This is a genomic window from Myroides oncorhynchi (assembly GCF_020905415.1).
In the GTDB taxonomy this organism is placed as follows: domain Bacteria; phylum Bacteroidota; class Bacteroidia; order Flavobacteriales; family Flavobacteriaceae; genus Flavobacterium; species Flavobacterium oncorhynchi_A.
On the sequence record NZ_JAJJMP010000001.1, the window covers coordinates 695370 to 713266 of the forward strand.

The window sequence follows — 17897 nt, forward strand, 5'->3', positions numbered from 1 at the left end:
TTGTAAATCTTAAGCAACTTAGTTCTTTATCGTAGAGTACTATAGTTGTACAAATATTATTACATGAAATACCTAGTTATCATGCCTGCTCATAATGAGTCGGCTTTTATAGAGCAGACTTTAGATAGTTTAACACAGCAGACATTGTTACCCTCTCGTGTAATAATAGTGAATGATAATTCTACAGATAATACCGCTAACCTAGTTGAGACGAACTATGCTAGTGTACCATATATAAACCTAATCAATAAGACTTCAGAAGCAATTCACTTACCGGGAAGCAAGGTTATACAGGCATTTAACTACGGATTAGCACAAGTAGATAATCTAGAAGAGTATGACTTCATCGTCAAGCTAGACGCTGATCTTATCTTGCCAACTGATTACTTCATGACCATCGCTAACCGATTTAAAGAAGATGAGTCTATTGGAATGGTGGGTGGCTTTGCATATATAGAGAAAGATAACCAATGGGTCATAGAGAGTTTGACAGATAAAGATCATATTAGAGGAGCATTTAAGGCATATCGCATTGATTGTTTTAAACAGATCGGAGGTCTTAAGCCTGCTATGGGGTGGGATACTGTAGATGAACTATTATGTAGGTTCTATAATTGGAAGATAATCACTGTAGAGACACTAAAAGTAAAACACCTTAAACCTACTGGCGCAATGTATAACAAAGCTGCGCGCTATAAACAAGGTGAAGCATTCTATAGACTGCATTACGGTATCATCATTACGTCTATTGCTGCACTGAAGCTAGCTATGAAAAAGAAGAAACCTTTTCTATTCATTGATTATATAAAAGGATATTGTAAAGCCAAATATGAAAAACAACCTTACTTAGTGACAGATGAGCAAGGTGAGTTCATCCGTAACTACCGTTGGAAAAAGATTAAATCAAAACTCATCTGATTACTTTTTTAACTTAATAAACTTAAAACTCAATTGTAATTGGTAATTTAGCCAATATTTAAATTTTTATGATAAAATCTGGATTAAGACATATAGGTCAATACTTTATAATGCTAAAGGAAATGTTTAGCAAAATGACTAAATGGAAAGTTATGAAAGTGCTTATATTTAAAGAGATAGATGATTTAATCATCGGATCTTTAGGTATTGTAGCATTCCTATCTTTTTTCGTTGGAGGTGTTGTAGCTATCCAAACTGCACTTAACTTAACTAACCCACTTATACCTAAATACCTTATCGGGTTCGCTACTAGACAATCTGTAATCCTAGAGTTCGCTCCTACCTTTATTTCCATCATTATGGCTGGTAAGATGGGATCATTTATTACCTCTAGCATTGGTACGATGCGAGTAACGGAGCAGATCGACGCCTTAGAAGTAATGGGAGTTAGTTCGCTTAATTACTTAGTATTTCCTAAGTTAGTAGCAGTAATGTTATATCCATTTGTTATAGGTATCAGTATGTTCTTAGGAATTGTTGGTGGATGGTTTGGCGGTGTGATGGGAAACTTCGTTAGTTCAGAACAGTTCATCATTGGTCTACAAGATTCTTTTACTCCATTTCACGTAACTTATGCCTTTATCAAAACTTTCTTATTTGGTTTCTTATTAGCGACTATACCATCTTATTTTGGATATTATATGAAAGGTGGAGCCTTAGAAGTAGGTAAAGCGAGTACCACTTCATTCGTATGGACGAGTGTAGCTATTATCTTAACCAACTATATATTAACCTCTCTACTTTTAAGCAACTAAGAAATGATTGAAGTAAAAAACATACAAAAGTCGTTTGATGGTACACAGGTACTTAAAGGTATTAGTACTACATTCGAGACAGGAAAAACAAACCTTATCATCGGACAGAGTGGCTCTGGTAAGACTGTAATGCTTAAAACACTTTTAGGCATACACACTCCTGATTCGGGAATCATCAGTTTTGATGGTAGAATATCTACTGAACTTAACTCTACAGAACGAAGAGAACTAAGAACTGAAATAGGAATGGTCTTCCAAGGAAGTGCACTATTTGATTCAATGACTGTAGAAGAGAACATTGCATTCCCTTTAAAGATGTTCACTAATAAATCTGATGCTGAAATAGCCGAAAGAGTTAATGAAGTTATCGACCGAGTTAACCTTATCAATGCAAACAAAAAGAAACCTTCAGAGATATCAGGAGGTATGCAGAAGAGGGTAGCTATCGCAAGAGCAATAGTAAATAACCCAAAATACTTATTCTGTGACGAACCTAACTCAGGGCTTGACCCGAAAACAGCTATCGTTATCGATAACTTAATTCAAGAGATTACGCATGAGTATGGTATCACCACTGTCATCAACACCCACGATATGAATTCTGTACTAGAGATAGGTGAGCATATCGTATTTTTAAAAAATGGTGTATTAGCATGGTCTGGTAATCATAAAGAAATCATTCAGACAGATAATGAAGATGTTGTAGACTTTGTTTACTCATCAGAGCTTTTTAGAATGGTTCGCCAAGCTATGAAACAAATCGGAAACGAAAAGAAATAATCCCAGAATCAGCGATAGACAGATAAACGAAATGCAATTATACAAGATAGGTCTGAATTAGTGATTTCAACATACTATAGTATGGTTATAGAGCTAATGAAAGAACTATAAAGTAGAATTATTTTGTAATATTTGGCTAATGCTGCTTATGGAATGAATCATAAAAAAAGAGTAATGTTCATCACATTACTCTTTTTTACTTTCCTATTTTATTTAAGTTTATCAGACACGTGCTGACTCACTACCTTTATCTCCTGTTCTTTCTTCTTAGGGTATAATAGTAAGATATCATCCTTATCCACGATAATATAGTCATTAAGACCATCTACTACCACAATTTTCCCTTTTGCAGTTCTAACGATATTATTCGTAGCATTATTAAAGAAAGCAGTCGCATTCACTACAGCATTTTCATTCTCATCCTTAGGCAACTTGTCGTATAAAGACCCCCAAGTACCTAGATCATTCCAGTCAAATGTAGCTGGTTGTACATATACGTTATTCGCTTTTTCCATAACAGCATAATCTATAGAGATATTCTCTGCCTTAAAGTAATTCTCTTCTATAAACGCCTTTTCACCATCTGTGTTTAGCAAATCATATCCTTCATTAAACAATTCCATCATAGCAGGTTGAAACTCAGCAAAGGCTTCTAATATAGCACCTACACTCCAAATAAAGATACCTGAGTTCCATAAGAAATGACGACTTTGAACAAACTTACGAGCTGTTACATAGTCTGGTTTCTCCCTAAACTGAACTACCTTTTTAATCGGACGTGAGTCTAATTTGTTAAACTCTATATATCCGTAACCAGTATTAGGGAAAGTAGGTAAGATACCTAAAGTCATTAATACTTTATCTCGCTCACATACATCAAAAGTACGTTGTAGGTTAGATACGAATTGCAATTCATCCTCTATCCAGTGATCACTAGGTGCTACCACCATCACTGCATCAGGATTATTCTTTTTAATTTTCATAGCCGCATATAGTATACAGGGTGCTGTATTACGCATATCCGGTTCTAATATAATATTATTCTCGTGTACTGCTGGTAACTGAGTCATTACCATTTCTTTATAATTCGCATGTGTTAGAATAAGAATATTCTCCTTAGGCACTACTTGAGACAGACGCTTAAACGTCTTCTGAATCAAGGTATCACCAGATCCTAACATATCGTGAAATTGTTTTGGAAACTCAGGAGTACTTACTGGCCAAAAACGAGACCCTACTCCACCAGCCATTATCACTGCATAATAATTTGAACTCATATATCTTATCTATTTACAACATAATGGGTAAGCAACTCTACTTCAGCATTTGCTTTAAAAGTATAGCTACGTCCCGTTGACACCTCTAAACATTCAAACAGTTTCACTCTAATAGGTCCACGTTTAAATATCTTTCCATTATATGTTTTAAAATGACTTCCCAAAGGAATCTCATATATAAAACATGTTTTATTATTTATATCCTGTACATCATATCGCTTCATCGCTATAGAGAGACGTTCATCTGTATCACTACTCGCTGAAGGATTCTTAAAGTGATTCGCTAATAAAGGCAATAGTGCACTAGGAAAAACTTCTGTTCTCAAAAAAGGAAGCATCAATAACTGAAAAGTACTCTTCCACTCTACACCATGAGGCTTTATCCTTCCACCATACTTTTGATATGTCACTAAGTGAGCTATCTCGTGAATTAAGGTCATCAAAAAACGATAAGGATTCAAATTAGAATTTATCGTGATTAGATGCTTTCCATCGTGATTACGAGTATAGTCACCATGGCGAGTAACACGCTCATGTACAATCTTTAAATGTACATGATAATGCTTTATCAACTCAAATACAGCTTCTACAGATTGCTCTGGCAAATATGGACGTAACGTTTCTATCAATTAATTCTTTTTTTTAAGGGGTTGTTGTTGATACTTGCAACACTTTACCATTAAAGAATCTATTACCGTGAATACTAAAGTTCACGATATACTCTGCCATTTCGTCTGGCATAAGTGGCGCTTGGTATCCAGGAAAAGCTTCTTCTAACATCTCTGTCTGTACAGCTCCTAAAGCAACTACATTAAAGAATATACCTTTATCCTTATATTCCTCTGCAAGCAATTCACTAAGAATAGTCACAGCTCCTTTACTTGAGCTATACGCTGCTAAGCCTCCGAATTTAAGTACTCCCTGAACTCCTCCCATACTACTAACTGTTACCACATGACTATTTACTTTCATAAATGGTACTGTCAACTGCATTAGACGAGCTGCTCCGAATACATTCACATTGTAGACATATTGAAAGTCTTCTTGTGTAATCTCTTCAAAAGGTTTATTAACAATAGCCCCAGCATTGTTAATCAAGATATCTACATGACTCCAGTTATCTTGTACAAAAGCGACTACTTGCTGTAAGTCTTCCTCTTTTGTTATATCAACAGCTAAACAAGTAACGTTATCTAAACCTACTAATTTGTCAGATACCTTTCTAGATACAGCCAATACATTATGACCTAATTTAGACAACCACTGCACACACTCTAGGCCTATACCTCTACTTGTCCCTGTAACAATTACGTTTTTCATTTTAATACATTCTAATTTCTCCCGGAGCTAAATTAACAAGTTTAGCTACAACTGGTATTATATCTTGTGTAAAAGAAGTCATAAAGTTTAAGTCCATTAAATGAGCTTCATCTTTTACATGGTGATAATATTCATAATTTTCAAAATCAAAAGAACTGAACGTTTGACATGGTACTTTAAACATTTGATAGAATGGATAGTTATCAGATCTTTTAAACAACTGAAACTCCTCTGCCTTCTCTAGTTTACCCACGATTGACTTACCTGCTAATTCATTTAGCTTAGTTGCCATAGTAGATAGATCATATCCTGTCAAATAAGTAGTGTAATCCCTCTTCATCGCCAATCCTAGCATTTCGAAATTTAGCATAGATACTACATTCACATTTTCAGCCTTTAGACGTTCTGCCAAATGCTTTGACCCCCATAATCCTTTCTCCTCTCCTGTGAAAAACGCGATAATGATAGTACGCTTATTATTTTGCAGCTTTAAGTTACGAGCCAACTCTAATAAGATAGCACTACCTGCTGCATTATCATTAGCACCATTAGCAATAGAATCACCGGCTACCGGCTTCTCTATTCCTATATGATCATAATGTGCACCTAATACGACTACCTCATTCCTTAAGACAGCATCTGTACCAGGAATAACCCCAACTACATTCCAAGCCTCTTTTACATTCTTTAATGTATCATTATAACTCGTATAATACGATTTTATTTTATACTCTTCTAAATGTTTAGCCAAATAACTAGCTGCTAATTTACCTCCCTCACTACCAGTATCTCTACCTAATAATTCATCAGAAGCTAAATAGTATAACGTCTCTTTAATATTCTTTTGTTCAGCATTAACTTTAGCAACAATCGGAGCCTTAGTAGAAGCACATCCCACTAGCAACACTGTCGCCAATAAACCTAAAAATCTCATTTGTAAATATTTTTATCAAAAATACAAAAAGGATATTAACTAATGAAAAATAAATGCTCAAGGATATCTAAGAGAAAGTATAAATTATCAACAATAAAAAAGCCCTCATTCATTATGAATGAGGGCTCAGTATTATATTATAAATAGATTACGCCAACATAGTAACTGGGTTCTCTACATAATCTTTAAATGTTTGTAAGAATTGAGCACCTGTAGCACCGTCCACTGTTCTGTGGTCACATGCTAAAGTTACTACCATCGTGTTTCCAACTACAACCTGACCGTTCTTAACTACTGGTTTTTCTATAATAGCACCTACTGATAGAATAGCAGAGTTAGGTTGGTTGATAATAGAAGTAAATGATTGGATACCGAACATACCTAAGTTAGATACAGTAAATGTACTTCCTTCCATTTCAGCAGGAGTAAGTTTTTTAGTTTTAGCTTTAACAGCTAATTCTTTTACTTTACCACCGATGTTAGTAAGAGACATCTGATCTGTGAATGGCAATACTGGTACTACTAATCCATCTTCTACAGCTACAGCCACACCTATATTGATATGATTGTTATAGATAGTCGCATTATCAGTCCATTGCGTATTCACTTGTGGGTGTTTGCGAAGTGCCATAGCACATGCTTTCACTACCATATCATTAAATGACACTTTAGTATCAGGTAGATTATTAATAATCTTACGAGACTCGATAGCATTATCCATGTCTAACTCGATAGTTAAGTAATAGTGAGGAGCAGTAAACTTAGACTCAGCTAAACGACGAGCAATAGTTTTACGCATTTGTGAATTTTTCACTTCCTCTACACTTACTTCACCAGCAGGTACAAAAGCCTTAACTGCAGGTGCAGCAGCCGTAGCAGCAGCTACAGGAGATGCTGTCTTAGCAGCTGGTGTGAAGTTTTCGATATCGCGTTTAACGATACGCCCATTCTCACCTGAACCTTTAACGTCAGTAATGTTTATTCCTTTATCTTCAGCAATCTTCTTAGCCAACGGAGAAATGAATACTCTCCCATTAGTTGAAGCAGTAGCCTCCACACTTACAGTTGCAGCAGGAGTCGCAGCTTTAGGAGCCTCTTCTACAGAAGCCTCAACAGCAAAACCACCAGCTACGATAGCAGATACATCAGTTCCTTCTGGTCCTAAGATAGCTAATACGCTATCCACTGGAGCAGATTCCCCTTCATTAATACCTACATATAATAAAGTTCCAGCTTCGAAAGCTTCGAACTCCATAGTTGCTTTATCAGTTTCTATTTCTGCAAGGATATCACCCTCTTGTACTTTATCACCTACTTTTTTAATCCAAGTAGCAACTGTACCATCAGTCATCGTATCACTTAGACGAGGCATAGTAATGATCTTAACTCCAGCAGGCATAGCAGCCGCTTTAGGAGCAGGAGCATCAGCTTTAACTTCTACTTGTGCAGCAGGAGCCTCAGCTACAGGAGCAGTGCTAGCACCACCACTGATTAATGCAGAGATATCTTCACCTTCAGTACCTATAATAGCAAGTAACGAATCTACAGGAGCAGATTCACCTTCTTGTAATCCAATATATAACAATGTACCTGAGTTAAATGACTCAAACTCCATTGTTGCTTTGTCTGTTTCGATCTCTGCAAGGATATCTCCTTCTGAAATCTTATCTCCAACTTTTTTTAACCAAGCTGCAACCACACCTTCTGTCATAGTGTCGCTTAAGCGAGGCATTGTAATTACTTCTGCCATGTTCTCTTATTATTATAATCTGTGAGGTATAAAAGGATAGTTCTCTTGTTCGTATACTACATCGTACATTACGTTTTGATCAGGGAATGGAGATTCTTCAGCGAATTTCTCACACTCAGCTACGTGATCTTTTACTCTTTGATCCATTGCTTCGATCTCTGCCTCTGTAGCATATCCTTTTTCTCTAATTACGTCTAATACTTGCGTAATAGGATCTATTTTTTTGTACTCTTCTACTTCCTCTTTAGTACGGTAGTGTTGAGCATCTGACATAGAGTGACCTCTATATCTATATGTTTTCATCTCTAAGAAAGTAGGTCCATCTCCACGACGAGCTCTTTCGATAGCCTCGTACATAGCCTCAGCTACTTTAATAGGGTTCATACCATCTACAGGTCCACTAGGCATTTCGTATCCTAATCCTAATTTCCAGATATCAGTATGGTTAGCTGTACGCTCTACTGAAGTACCCATAGCATATCCATTGTTCTCAACGATAAATACTACTGGTAGTTTCCAGTTCATCGCCATATTGAATGTCTCGTGAAGAGATCCTTGACGAGCTGCTCCGTCACCGAAGTAACACATAGTCACAGCCTGTCTATCAAAAAACTTATCAGCAAATGCTAATCCAGCTCCTACAGGAATCTGTCCACCTACGATACCGTGACCTCCATAGAAACGGTGCTCTTTAGAAAAAATGTGCATAGATCCACCTAAACCTTGAGATGTACCCGTAGCTTTTCCTAATAACTCAGCCATAATACGCTTAGGATCTACTCCTAATCCGATAGGCTGAACGTGATTTCTATATGCTGTAATCATCTTGTCTTTAGACATGTCCATTGCATGTAAAGCTCCAGCCAATACTGCTTCCTGCCCATTATATAAATGCAAGAATCCTCTCACCTTTTGTTGAATATATAAAGCAGCAAGCTTATCTTCAAACTTTCTCCAAAATAGCATGTCTTCATACCACTTTAGATAAACTTCTTTTGTAATTTCTCTCATATGACTTTACTTTTCATAAACGGTCTTCCGTTTAAAATACAGACTTTCTCATTTAACCACACTAATTGTGGAGAAGCAAAAATAATATATCTACGTTAGACTGAAAAATTTATTTGAAGTATTTTAGATTTGATAAGTATTTAGATAATTAATTTAACAATACCTTATAATTAGACACTTTAATTAAACATCTAATTTTTACTTTCTAAACCTAAATAACCAAATATTGCTTTTTAAAAGTACTATAACATTTAAACGATCATTATTATCTTGCTCATTTAAAAAGTCATACACCTTAAAAACATCACTTACACGGACAATAATTGTCTGAATTCTAGGTTAACTCTTCTCTCTAACCACTTGCGTTATTAATACTAAGAGAATTATACTCCAAATCACATTTACATAAATTCATTCCCCAAATCTCACCTTATTACTTAGGCTCTTGTAGTATTACAGTCAATAAAGTAGTAGAACTATTCTTTATTTAGCTAATAAATTCTACTATCTCTGAAGAATAAACATTCTTAATTCATCAAGCTAATACAATCTACAATCCACCCCTATAACACTCAATACTAAACTCTTCTTTAATATTTTAACCTATTATTTTACTTTTCCACTCCCTTCCACTTCTAAAAAATCCTTTTTAGAAGTATTTATTCCCTTGTTTTTATCTTCAAATACCCCTCTAGGCTCTTTAGCAGGTTCAGATCTAAAAAATAACTTCAGTTTTTATTTTAGAACCAAAACTACAATAAACTAATAATCAATATATTACAATAAAAAACTGATTTATTGAAATACATCTAACACCCTATTACCCCAGTATATAAGCGTCTTCTTACCCTATCCTAGGACAATTATAGGAGAATAACAGGGGATATAGATTCTTTCTCCAAGAATTCAGCTTTCAATCTACTGTTATTCTCCTCCTATGCTTCTTTCGTTTTAGATACAATTATCAACAGTATAAGAGGAAATACGACGAAATAACAAATTATTTCAGCCTTTTACCACTCTTAATAAGTTCGAATTCAGCCATCAAGACAGTGTCACTAAGGGCTGAACAGCCTATGAATTTCGCTTACTACTTATGTACTAGGTATGCTGATTTTTTTATATTACAAATACAGAAAACAACCATCTCATACACAATACCATACATTAGATAGCAGTGAATTAATCCTAAAACACAAAAAAACTAAAACACAAAAAAACATAAGTTATGGCAGAAATCAAACAGAGTATACTAGGTCCAGTAAATGGCAAAGTAGGAACTGTACTTGGAGTAATGTGGAGAGGAATAAATTACATCCATGCTAAACCACACAAATCAAGCAAAAACCCAACAATGAAGCAATTGCTTCAATGGGATAAAATGAGCTTAGTCTCTACATTTGCTAGTAAGTTTAGGGAATTCGTCAATGCGAATTGCCCGTCTGTGCTGAAGGGTAAAAAATGGATAGCAGGTAAGGAACAGATGATCTCTAGGTTAATGACTCAAGGCATTGGCTTAAGCAATGGAGAACAACATATCAAAGTAGAAGAAGCTTTATTATCTATCGGAAACCTTGCTCCTGCTGTAATCAAGAAGATCAATCGACTAAAAACAGGCAAGTTTAAAGTGCAATGGGAAAATGGGTTGATTAACGCCCTAACGCTTAATACTGATCAACTGACGATGATGCTGTATAACGAGACATTAGACCAGTTCATAGCTATCTCTAATGTAGGAAATCGCATAGATAAGTACGCTCACTTCAGTATACCTACTAATTGGGATGAGAGTACTGTTTATTTCTGGAGTATGTGGAAAGCGGCTGATGGTAGTGTCAACAGTAGAAGCTGCTTTCATGGAATCATAGAGTTAGAGAACGGGGATCAAAACGCTGAAAACGGGAAACTGAAAGCAGGAAACGGGGATCAAGAAACAGAAAAAACTAAACCACACAATACACATCAAGTAGAGATGCAATACATGGTATCTAACACAGAACAAGAAAACGAGAATCAAGAAGTAACGGAAGTTATCCCTATCGAACAAGCACGAGTAATAGCCTTAAAAAAGTATCTAGAAGAAGTGAATACTCCTATAGAAGGGGAAACTACCCCACCTTTAAACCAGAATAATAAAGAAAGGGAAACTACCCCGCCTTTCAGGCACCCCTTCAAAGAAGGGGAATTGAAGAGGTGGACTCCACCTGGCTATATACGCAAAGTGAATAAAGACATTATCAAACAGTCTAAAAACACGAAATCCAAGGTACATACTGATCAATCTAATGAAGGAGTGATAGAAGAAGAGCAATCAATACTAAAGGTTTTAAACATTATGGAGGAAAAGAGAGAATGAGTTAGTATAGTTATAATCTAGATTAGTTTTGGGTTGTTTTAATACTGTCAACTCTCTTAATATTTCTCAGCAAGACTCTCTTTCTCAATGTAAGGGAGGATACACTAATTGCCTAAACTCAAAAATAAGGAGCTAATCTCTAACTAATAACATAAAAAAAGGAGCTCACTTACGCAAACTCCTTTCAAACATTATAAACTATATAATTCACTAAACTCCTCGTAAATAGCCTTTCACTTCTCAAATAGAATAAAAAACTACAGAGGGGTAAAACAAATACAAATGAACTATCAATTCTATCTGATTTAAATCAGGTACACTACTATTTTTACTCCTTTAGTATTCAGTGCTGAAATAATTGACAGCTTTAAAAACTCGTATTAAATATTAATAATAACCTATTATTTGCTTTGCCACCACATCTTATAATTAATATTATCTCCTCCCATCTCTGCTACTTTTTTATCATAGTTACCTTTATTCTGAGTACGTATATTGATCGGATATGGAAATCTATTAGGCATATTCCCATCGTTTAGCATTGACTCTGTCTTGGGTAGTTTAGGATATCCTGTACGCTTATATTCGAACCACTGCTGATAATCGTTCATATACAATGCATAATATTTCTGTAGCATAATACGCTCTAATGTACCGTTATACCTAGTACTTTCTAAAGCAAAATAATTAGCTGGCATCTCTAATCCCTTAGATGTAATAGCCTCTTTCACCGCCTGCTCATAATAGCCTTTTGCATCTGACAAATACCCTTTCTGAGCTAACTCTGCCTTTATAAATAATACTTCAGCATACGTCAGTATAGGTGCTTCTGTAGGATTAGCTGCCATAACATTATTCAATGTAGATGCTTCATAATCAAACTGTGAATCCGAACCATCATAAGCACTAGGTATTCCCTTATACCCTATATATATTTTCTTCTTTCCTTCTACTCTGTAGGCTTCTGTTGCATATAAAGGAAGTCTCGGATCTTTAAAATCATTTAAGTTATCAATAAAGAAAGAAGCCATCTTACGACTTAATGTAAAATCTTGAATACGACTCCATGGAGATATATTAGGCGTCACACCTGTTATCTTTAAGTTAGCCTGTGACTTCACATCATTAATAATAGGATACTTATCTGGATCGCTAAGTATCGTCAGCATACGTTGATATGCATTCTTATTTTCTTTATTTGATATTCTCAGCAATAAACGCAAATGCAAGCTATTCGCAAACTTTTGCCAATCAGCCCAATATGTCTTTGAGTCTATGTATAAAATATCAGGGTTATATAATAGCTTTCTATTTAGATCATATAGGCTATTCGCTCTTTCTAAGTCAGCTAAAAGGCTGTCGTAGATCTTCTCTTGTGAATCAAATTCTGGGTAGAGGATTTTCTCTTCTCCCTTAGAAGCGTCAAAATAAGGTACATCACCAAACAAATCTGTTAAGTTAGAGGTAATCCACGCTTTTAGAGTTAGAGCCATCGCTTCATAGTTAGGATCTGCTACTTTCACAGCTTCATACTCCATATCTCTAGCATTCTTTAACCATCTGTAGTAGGCATTCCACGATGACGCTCCTACATCATCACTTAAATCATAACGTTGCATACCTGGTACATCACTATGATAAACTACGATATCTTGCATTAAATGATTGTTATGAGACCAACTGCGGTACATATTATGACTAGCCATCTCATAGATGATAGGATTTAATAACGTAGCTGGACTAATCTGTTGTAAACGGTTAGGATCAATATTCTTCTCTTCAAAATCAGAAGTACAACTCACTGTCAACAATACTGTTGCTGATAATCCTAAAAATATATTTTTGATTTTCATCTGTCGTTTTCTTAATATTAGATATCTAGTTTAATACTAAAGCCGTAAGTAGCTGCTGATGGCATCTGTCCCATCTCTACTCCTGGCATCATAGAACCTCCATTTAAGGCTGCTGTCTCTGGATCAAACAACGGGAAGTTTGATAACATCGCTAGGTTACGTCCATATACAGATACACTTAGTTTCTTCAGACGTAGTTTATTTAGTATCTGCTTAGAGAAATTATATTCGAAGCTTACTTCTCTCAATTTGATATACGAAGCATCGAATGTATTAGACTCTAGATTAGCTCTTCTATAGTATTCTTTATAGTAACTTGCAGGATCTACCTTAGTCGTATTAGGAGAGAATGTTCCATCTCCATTTCTCACTACTCCATCTCCTATGATATAACCTTGTTCTCTACCGTATAAGGTATGTTCTAGTTTACCCTGTTCACTCATCTTATGATGAGACTGTGAATACACATTACCGCCATACTGTCCATCTATCGTAAAACTGAACTTAAATCCTTTATATTTAAATGTATTGGTCCATCCCATCGTCCAGTCTGCATAAGCACTACCGATATATTCTATTTCTTTAGATTGTTCTGGAAGTCCTTTATCTGTATATACGATTTGCCCTTGATCATCTCTCACAAATTTATATCCGTATAAATCTCCTGTAGTACCTCCTACTTTAGCTATAATAGATGCTGTACCAGATGTAGCTAATACTTGTTGATCTCCTCCTTCGAACTCTTCTGCAAGGCTTAAGATTTTATTCTTGTTCTTAGCCCAGTTCACTGAAGTGTTCCAAGAGAAATTTTTGGTCTTAATAGGTGTACCACTTAACATTAGTTCAATACCTCTATTGCGGACATCTCCTCCATTAATTACAGCCTTATTGTATCCTGTTACATAATTTAATGGTACGGTAATAATTTGATTTTTTGTATTAGTTTCATAGACCGTCACATCAAGACCTAATCTATTACCAAACATTTTGTGCTCATACCCGATCTCAAACGAATTAGTTCCTTCTGGTTTTAGTTCTCCATTATGTAAAGTCGTAGCAGACGTAGCAGAACTCGCGAATGCACTATTAGAGTAATACTTCAACGTTTGATATGGTTTAGTACCATTACCTACTTTTGCTATAGACACTCTTAATTTAGAATAATCAATACTGGCTGGCATTCTAAAGATATCATTTAATACAAAACTTGCATTTAATGAAGAGTATAAAAATGACCAATTCATCTGAGGTAATGTACTCGACCAGTCATTTCGAATAGTTCCATCTAAGAACACCATATTTTTATACCCAACTGAAGCCATTCCATAGATAGAATTCACTTTATAGTCATCATCTAGAACTTCTGTGATAGGATTATTAATCCCGTTCGATAACATATATACACCAGGCGTAACTAGTCCATCTACATAAGATGTCACACTGTGATATTTAGAATCAAGCATATTCCCTCCTATAGATCCACTATATGTAAATATATCTGAGTCATTATCTGTATAGGTTAATAAGACATCCGTGTTGATCTCTTGGAAGTTAATCTGCTGTGTTCTAAAGTAACCTTTACCGAACTTAGTTGTGCTATAAGGTCTACGTTGTTCGCGTTTATCATTACGAGAGTTCAGCGCAGCACGTAACATTAATTTTAATTTAGGTGCAAGAGTAATATCAGTCGATAGGCTTCCTGTTATAGTGTTTGTATTTACTGGATTAGTCGTCTCATAAGCGATTAGATAAGGATTCTCTATATATGAGCTAAACGGATGAATCTGTTGAGTCTGGTTATAATCTTTTTTCCAGATAGGTCTATACCATTCTAAGTCAACATTAGGATTCTGAAAGATCATAAAATATCCTATCGTATGGTTACCATATCCTGTACCTGGTAGGTTATCACTCTTTCTGTTTGTATAACTAACATTAGCGTTTAAAGTAACTGCATCTGAGATATTATACTTAGCCTTAGTAGACAGCGTAGTTCTATCAAACCCTGTGTTAGGCATAATCCACTCATTCTTAGAGTGCGTTATCGTAGTTCTAATATCACCTTTATCACTTCCTCCTGATAAACCTAAAGTATTAGTGGTAGTTATACCTGTACGCCAAAAGTCCTTTATATTATTTTCATACGGTCTCCACAAGGTTCTTTCCGTACCTTGAGTTTCTGTTGTAGGATCGTACTGATAATAATATTGTCCTTCGAACTTAGGTCCGAATGCACTACTCGTACTTCCGGTATTTGCACCATCATCTGATAAACCAAAAGAATAATATGGGTTACCATCCTTGTCAAAGCTATTTCCACTACCTTGACCATATTCATATTGGTATTTTGGCCATCTCTGAATCACATCAAAACTAACATTAGAATTAAATGAAATACCTAATCCTTTGTCTTTTTTTCCAGATTTAGTAGTTATCATTAATACTCCATTACTCGCTCTAGAACCATATAATGCTGCTGCACCAGGCCCTTTAAGCACAGAGATACTCTCTATGTCATCAGGATTTATATCAGCTATACCATTACCATAATCTACAGGAGCATCAGTACCTATATAAGAATCACCTGCTCCACTGCTCCACAAAGTACTATTGACGATCACACCATCTACCACCACTAATGCCCCATTAGCATCAGCATTTAATGATCGATCTCCACGTAGTTTAATTTGTGTCGAATTCATTGGTCCAGAACTAGCAGAGGTCATAGTCATTCCAGCCACTTTTCCTTTTAATGCATCTGACCACGTATTAGAACGAGTATTGTCTAATTGTTCACTGTTTAAAGTCTGTTGAGAAAATCCCAATTGTTTCTCTTCTCTTTTAATACCTAAAGCAGTTACTACAACTTCGTTAAGCATACTACTAGACTCTACTAAAGTCACATTCACAAAGTCTCCTTTAGTAACAATCATTTTCTTCTCTTCAAAACCCATAAAAGAAATGATGATTTCTCCTTTTAAGAAAGTATCAGGCACAGATAGTGTAAAGTTACCATCTAGATCAGTCGATGTGATATGCTTAGATCCAGACAGCTGAACCACTGCACCAGGTAAAGTCAATCCAAGGTTGTCAATTACTTTTCCCTTTACAATCGAGCCACTACTTTGCTCTGAAGAAGATTTAGTAGTCATACTATCTAATGCATCAGTTGAAACATTAGAAGCGAATAATGAATTTGATTGTAGCAATAAAACACTTCCTATAATCAAACAAATTTGATGACAATTACGTCTAACTTTTTTCATTACTTAAAATTGTGTTGTTGTTGGTTGTACTAAATACCTCACTTAATACAGTCACAAAAGAATGAAATGCCATTAGTAGACACAATGTTTAACGATTACCAAACAGTTAATCATTGTTATATAATTGTAAACAAAAAAATAACTAAATTATTTTTTAGTCTAATCTAAATTATTAATTTAGCCACGTCTAATAAAAATAAAACTATAAGTAATGAAATTCAAACTTCCTGATTTGCCATATGATAAAAGTTCTTTCAATTCTTTTATATCTACTGAGGGATTCGACTATCACTATGGAAAACATCATCAAACGTATGTAAACAATCTTAACCATTTAATAACAAACACAAAATGGGAAGATGAATGTTTAGAGAACATTATCACAGGTACTCAAGCAGAAGGAGAAGTAGCTATATTTAACAATGCTGCTCAACATTATAATCATTCTTTTTTCTGGAAATCCATCACGTCAATCCAAGGTACTCAGCCTAGTGAAGAACTATTAGACATGATAGGAAAACACTTCGGATCACTAGAAGACCTAAAAACGCAATTCATTGACAAAGCGACTAAATTATTTGGAAGTGGATGGGTCTGGTTAGTATTAACACCAGAAAGTAAGTTGGAGCTTATGAGTCTAAAAGATGCTGACACACCACTAGTACATGGCAATACACCATTACTAACTATAGATGTATGGGAACATGCGTACTATATAGATCATAGAAATGCAAGACCGAGCTTTATCCAATTATTTTGGAATGCAATCAACTGGGAATTTGTCAATCAAAATTTAGTGAAATGAGTATAGAATGTATTATGCATATAGAGAAAAGCTGTCAACTAAAGCAAGAACTTGCTAACGAGCAGCAGCAAAAAGGGAATAACGATTTAGCCATTAACTACTATATCGAGGCCATAAGTCGATTAGAAGTATTATGTACTTCTTACAAAGCTTATCTAAAAACAGGTCCCATACTCTATCTACAATACATAGATATATCCATTAAGTTAATTACCTTATATAGAAAAGAACAAGAAACTGACAAGTATAAAAAATTAGTCTTTAAGCTTAACGCCTATATTGACAATGTAAAAGAGCTTATAAACAAAGATCATGAAATGTCGATTACACTAGCTAACTTCAAACTTAAGCTTGATAATATTTAAAACTAAAAGAGTTTATTCCATTAATTAGTAAAGCCATAATTCTAAAATGATAAGAATAAAAAACTCTTTTTAAACAAAAAAGGTCTACATAATGTAGACCTTTTTGTGTTGATTACTCAACGATATTGTTTGATTTAGGCTTCACCTTTAGTACCAAATTTAATAGACGATAATTCACTAGAAGCTTCCATATCAACTATAGGTCCATTACTACTTTCATAGCGTTGTACATTTTCGTGCAAAGCATTCATTAATCTCTTCGCATGTTGTGGCGTTAAGACAATTCTAGACTTTACCTTACCTTTCGGCATTCCTGGCATTATGGTAACAAAATCAACCACAAATTCAGTATTAGAATGATTGATAATCGCTAAATTACAATACACTCCTTCAGCTATAGTTTCATCTAACTCTAAACTAAATTGATCTTGCTCTTTCTCCATAATA

The 17897-nt window shown here is 35.1% G+C and carries 15 protein-coding genes; 6 read left to right on the forward strand and 9 right to left on the reverse strand.

Going from position 1 to position 17897, the window contains the following annotated elements; translation table 11 throughout:
* Positions 1-63 precede the first annotated feature (63 nt).
* From LNQ81_RS03080 to LNQ81_RS03090, 3 genes are all read left to right on the forward strand, one after another.
* Positions 64-918, forward strand: a complete 855-nt coding sequence (locus tag LNQ81_RS03080) for a glycosyltransferase family 2 protein (RefSeq protein ID WP_229944713.1) — start codon at positions 64-66, stop codon at positions 916-918.
* 68 nt (positions 919-986) lie between these two features.
* Positions 987-1733 (forward strand): MlaE family ABC transporter permease, encoded by a 747-nt coding sequence (locus LNQ81_RS03085; RefSeq protein ID WP_229944714.1) that lies wholly within the window; start codon positions 987-989, stop codon positions 1731-1733.
* 3 nt (positions 1734-1736) lie between these two features.
* Positions 1737-2513 (forward strand): ABC transporter ATP-binding protein, encoded by a 777-nt coding sequence (locus tag LNQ81_RS03090; RefSeq protein ID WP_229944715.1) that lies wholly within the window; start codon positions 1737-1739, stop codon positions 2511-2513.
* Between the two features lie 209 nt (positions 2514-2722).
* On the opposite strand, the gene LNQ81_RS03095 is transcribed toward LNQ81_RS03090, so the two are convergent.
* The 6 genes from LNQ81_RS03095 to pdhA all read right to left on the reverse strand — a co-directional run bounded on the left by LNQ81_RS03095 (position 2723) and on the right by pdhA (position 8805).
* A complete protein-coding gene (locus tag LNQ81_RS03095; protein WP_229944717.1) occupies positions 2723-3790 on the reverse strand; it encodes a mannose-1-phosphate guanylyltransferase in 1068 nt (355 codons plus the stop codon).
* 5 nt (positions 3791-3795) lie between these two features.
* Complete coding sequence (locus LNQ81_RS03100) at positions 3796-4419, reverse strand: SprT-like domain-containing protein (protein WP_121964103.1); 624 nt, start codon at positions 4417-4419, stop codon at positions 3796-3798.
* A gap of 13 nt (positions 4420-4432) precedes the next feature.
* Entirely contained in the window at positions 4433-5110 is a 678-nt protein-coding gene (locus tag LNQ81_RS03105; RefSeq protein ID WP_121964104.1) for an SDR family NAD(P)-dependent oxidoreductase, read from the reverse strand.
* A 1-nt stretch (position 5111) separates the two neighbouring features.
* Complete coding sequence (locus LNQ81_RS03110; protein WP_229944718.1) at positions 5112-6044, reverse strand: M20/M25/M40 family metallo-hydrolase; 933 nt, start codon at positions 6042-6044, stop codon at positions 5112-5114.
* A gap of 148 nt (positions 6045-6192) precedes the next feature.
* Positions 6193-7794, reverse strand: coding sequence for a pyruvate dehydrogenase complex dihydrolipoamide acetyltransferase (locus LNQ81_RS03115; protein WP_229944719.1), 1602 nt, complete (start codon positions 7792-7794; stop codon positions 6193-6195).
* 12 nt (positions 7795-7806) lie between these two features.
* Complete coding sequence (pdhA, locus tag LNQ81_RS03120; protein WP_229944720.1) at positions 7807-8805, reverse strand: pyruvate dehydrogenase (acetyl-transferring) E1 component subunit alpha; 999 nt, start codon at positions 8803-8805, stop codon at positions 7807-7809.
* Positions 8806-10033: 1228 nt separating this feature from the next.
* On the opposite strand from pdhA, the gene LNQ81_RS03125 reads away from it, so the two are divergent.
* Positions 10034-11161: a DUF6266 family protein gene (locus LNQ81_RS03125; RefSeq protein ID WP_229944721.1), complete on the forward strand. Its 1128-nt coding sequence runs from the start codon at positions 10034-10036 to the stop codon at positions 11159-11161.
* Between the two features lie 401 nt (positions 11162-11562).
* On the opposite strand, the gene LNQ81_RS03130 is transcribed toward LNQ81_RS03125, so the two are convergent.
* Together LNQ81_RS03130 and LNQ81_RS03135 are read right to left on the reverse strand one after the other, a co-directional pair.
* Positions 11563-13014, reverse strand: a complete 1452-nt coding sequence (locus tag LNQ81_RS03130) for a SusD/RagB family nutrient-binding outer membrane lipoprotein (RefSeq protein ID WP_229944722.1) — start codon at positions 13012-13014, stop codon at positions 11563-11565.
* 17 nt (positions 13015-13031) lie between these two features.
* Positions 13032-16280, reverse strand: coding sequence for a SusC/RagA family TonB-linked outer membrane protein (locus tag LNQ81_RS03135; protein WP_229944723.1), 3249 nt, complete (start codon positions 16278-16280; stop codon positions 13032-13034).
* Positions 16281-16491: 211 nt separating this feature from the next.
* On the opposite strand from LNQ81_RS03135, the gene LNQ81_RS03140 reads away from it, so the two are divergent.
* Together LNQ81_RS03140 and LNQ81_RS03145 are read left to right on the forward strand one after the other, a co-directional pair.
* Complete coding sequence (locus tag LNQ81_RS03140) at positions 16492-17085, forward strand: superoxide dismutase (RefSeq protein WP_229944724.1); 594 nt, start codon at positions 16492-16494, stop codon at positions 17083-17085.
* Positions 17082-17450, forward strand: coding sequence for a hypothetical protein (locus LNQ81_RS03145; RefSeq protein WP_229944725.1), 369 nt, complete (start codon positions 17082-17084; stop codon positions 17448-17450). The genes LNQ81_RS03140 and LNQ81_RS03145 overlap by 4 nt, the downstream gene beginning before the upstream one ends.
* Before the next feature lie 134 nt (positions 17451-17584).
* On the opposite strand, the gene LNQ81_RS03150 is transcribed toward LNQ81_RS03145, so the two are convergent.
* Positions 17585-17893 carry a DUF3467 domain-containing protein gene (locus LNQ81_RS03150; protein ID WP_229944727.1) on the reverse strand — a complete coding sequence of 103 codons (309 nt, stop codon included), beginning with the start codon at positions 17891-17893 and terminating at the stop codon, positions 17585-17587.
* Positions 17894-17897: the final 4 nt, after the last annotated feature.

Excerpts from the sequence above, each read along its gene's own strand:
- LNQ81_RS03140 (WP_229944724.1), top strand. The coding sequence starts at position 16,492 with ATGAAATTCAAACTTCCTGATTTGCCATATGATAAAAGTTCTTTCAAT.
- pdhA (WP_229944720.1), bottom strand. The coding sequence starts at position 8,805 with ATGAGAGAAATTACAAAAGAAGTTTATCTAAAGTGGTATGAAGACATG.
- LNQ81_RS03085 (WP_229944714.1), top strand. The coding sequence starts at position 987 with ATGATAAAATCTGGATTAAGACATATAGGTCAATACTTTATAATGCTA.
- LNQ81_RS03090 (WP_229944715.1), top strand. The coding sequence starts at position 1,737 with ATGATTGAAGTAAAAAACATACAAAAGTCGTTTGATGGTACACAGGTA.
- LNQ81_RS03145 (WP_229944725.1), top strand. The coding sequence starts at position 17,082 with ATGAGTATAGAATGTATTATGCATATAGAGAAAAGCTGTCAACTAAAG.
- LNQ81_RS03115 (WP_229944719.1), bottom strand. The coding sequence starts at position 7,794 with ATGGCAGAAGTAATTACAATGCCTCGCTTAAGCGACACTATGACAGAA.
- LNQ81_RS03135 (WP_229944723.1), bottom strand. The coding sequence starts at position 16,280 with ATGAAAAAAGTTAGACGTAATTGTCATCAAATTTGTTTGATTATAGGA.
- LNQ81_RS03095 (WP_229944717.1), bottom strand. The coding sequence starts at position 3,790 with ATGAGTTCAAATTATTATGCAGTGATAATGGCTGGTGGAGTAGGGTCT.
- LNQ81_RS03130 (WP_229944722.1), bottom strand. The coding sequence starts at position 13,014 with ATGAAAATCAAAAATATATTTTTAGGATTATCAGCAACAGTATTGTTG.
- LNQ81_RS03110 (WP_229944718.1), bottom strand. The coding sequence starts at position 6,044 with ATGAGATTTTTAGGTTTATTGGCGACAGTGTTGCTAGTGGGATGTGCT.
- LNQ81_RS03125 (WP_229944721.1), top strand. The coding sequence starts at position 10,034 with ATGGCAGAAATCAAACAGAGTATACTAGGTCCAGTAAATGGCAAAGTA.
- LNQ81_RS03080 (WP_229944713.1), top strand. The coding sequence starts at position 64 with ATGAAATACCTAGTTATCATGCCTGCTCATAATGAGTCGGCTTTTATA.
- LNQ81_RS03105 (WP_121964104.1), bottom strand. The coding sequence starts at position 5,110 with ATGAAAAACGTAATTGTTACAGGGACAAGTAGAGGTATAGGCCTAGAG.
- LNQ81_RS03150 (WP_229944727.1), bottom strand. The coding sequence starts at position 17,893 with ATGGAGAAAGAGCAAGATCAATTTAGTTTAGAGTTAGATGAAACTATA.